The sequence below is a fragment of the Sodalis-like endosymbiont of Proechinophthirus fluctus genome (genome assembly GCF_001602625.1).
In the GTDB taxonomy this organism is placed as follows: Bacteria; Pseudomonadota; Gammaproteobacteria; order Enterobacterales; family Enterobacteriaceae.
This window is the reverse complement of record NZ_LECR01000050.1, coordinates 27,222-28,790: the sequence shown is the minus strand read 5'-3', so window position 1 is coordinate 28,790 and position 1,569 is coordinate 27,222. Positions and strand designations below refer to the sequence as shown.

The following is a 1,569-nucleotide window of genomic DNA, read 5'->3' as shown; positions in this document are numbered from 1 at the left end:
CGGCTGCCGGTATATGGTATCGGCCGCGACCACAGCAACGAGCATTGGATAAGCGTGCTTCGGCAATTGATCCACCTGGGGATGGTCAGTCAGAATATCTCCCAGCATTCGGCGTTACAGTTGACGAAGTTCGCGCGGCCGGTGCTTAGGGGCGAGGCAGCATTGATGCTGGCGGAGCCGCGGGTGACTAATTTGAAAACCCGCGCGTCCCCCAAAACTTATGGCGGCAATCACAATCGCCTGTTATTCACTAAACTGCGTAAGTTGCGCAAGACACTGGCGGACAAAGCCAACGTCCCGCCATATGTGGTGTTCAACGACGCCACCCTGCTGGAGATGGTGGAGCAATTACCTACCGACAGCGCCCAGATGCTGCGGATCAATGGGGTTGGGAGTCGTAAAATAGAGCGTTTCGGACTACCATTCTTGGCCATTATCCGAGAACACCTGTACGACGAGGATCTATCTACCCATGCGCTAAGCGTGTCCAGGCCGGGAGAGGGCGGCGGGTTGGCGGGACAGTTATCCACTGACTCGCAGGGTATACTACCCCGGCATTTTATTCCAGGAGCAGGAAAGGTATGTTAATGATGTCCCCGGTCCAGGTTTCCTTTTCGTCTCTCAGATTGCTGCTAGGCGATGTACGGCGTCTATGGGTACTAACCCTCGAGATGGACATGTAGGCGGCAGTGGCTCTGCTGGGGCCGCATAACCTCATTACCTTAGGCAGTGGTTTGTGCCTTTGCTGGATGGGCCAGTAACTGCTTGAGGAGGAGCGCCAGCAAGCTACCGCTGTTGCCGCTGAGAGCGGCCCCGTGAGCATCGCTTTTTTATGCAGCTTTCTCACCAACCTGACCAATCCTAAGGTGGTTGTCTATTTTGGCAACGTATTTTTGCTTTTCGCCGGTGATAATATCGGCGCCAGAGTCCGCTTTGGTATATTTTCCCTGATTTTGGGCGAAACTTTGCTGTGGTTTCCATGGTGGCAGTAGTGTTTAACCTGATGTCGATGCGTCAAGGTTATCAGCATCTGGTGCGCTGGGTTGATAGCGTGGTCGGCGTATTGTTTGCCGGCTTTGGCATTAACCTTATTTTGCCGCTCTAAGGCGCTGCTGGCCAATGTGTCGAGTGCGTAATGCCCCAGTGTCTAATCAGTGAACGGCAATTCGCCGCGTTCTCCAACAGCTATCTGCTGGATTTTTGCATGGGCATGAAGAAGGTGAATTTGCCGACGCATGGGCTGGCGATGCCGATTCGTTTTGTGCGCTTTATATCCCTGACCTAAAAGTGGCGGTTATCAGCACCGGCCGCTAAGCTATGTCAAATATCCAGAATTGGCCTATGATCTGTTCTAGTGCGGCTATGATATGATGATTATCAATCATCGTGGAAAAGGGATTTCCGGCAGATTGCTGGTAACTTCTCACCACGGTCACGTATATTGCGATTCCCCGATTACGTCAGCTATTTCGCCTGCTTCTGGCAACAGATTGTCTACAACCGGCCGGATACCCCGTAGACGGCTTTGCGCTGGCGCACTCCATGGATGGCGCCATTCTCGCGCTGTTT

General features: G+C 53.2%; 1 protein-coding gene and 2 pseudogenes. All 3 read left to right on the top strand.

Annotated elements, in window-relative coordinates; translation table 11 throughout:
* A pseudogene (locus tag BG74_RS17240) lies at window positions 1-462 on the top strand (HRDC domain-containing protein); the annotation flags it as partial.
* Between the two features lie 94 nt (window positions 463-556).
* Window positions 557-1,105, top strand: a pseudogene (locus BG74_RS11025) (LysE family transporter).
* Window positions 1,106-1,135: 30 nt separating this feature from the next.
* Window positions 1,136-1,285: a hypothetical protein gene (locus tag BG74_RS13480; RefSeq protein ID WP_187202704.1), complete on the top strand. Its 150-nt coding sequence runs from the start codon at window positions 1,136-1,138 to the stop codon at window positions 1,283-1,285.
* Window positions 1,286-1,569 lie beyond the last annotated feature (284 nt).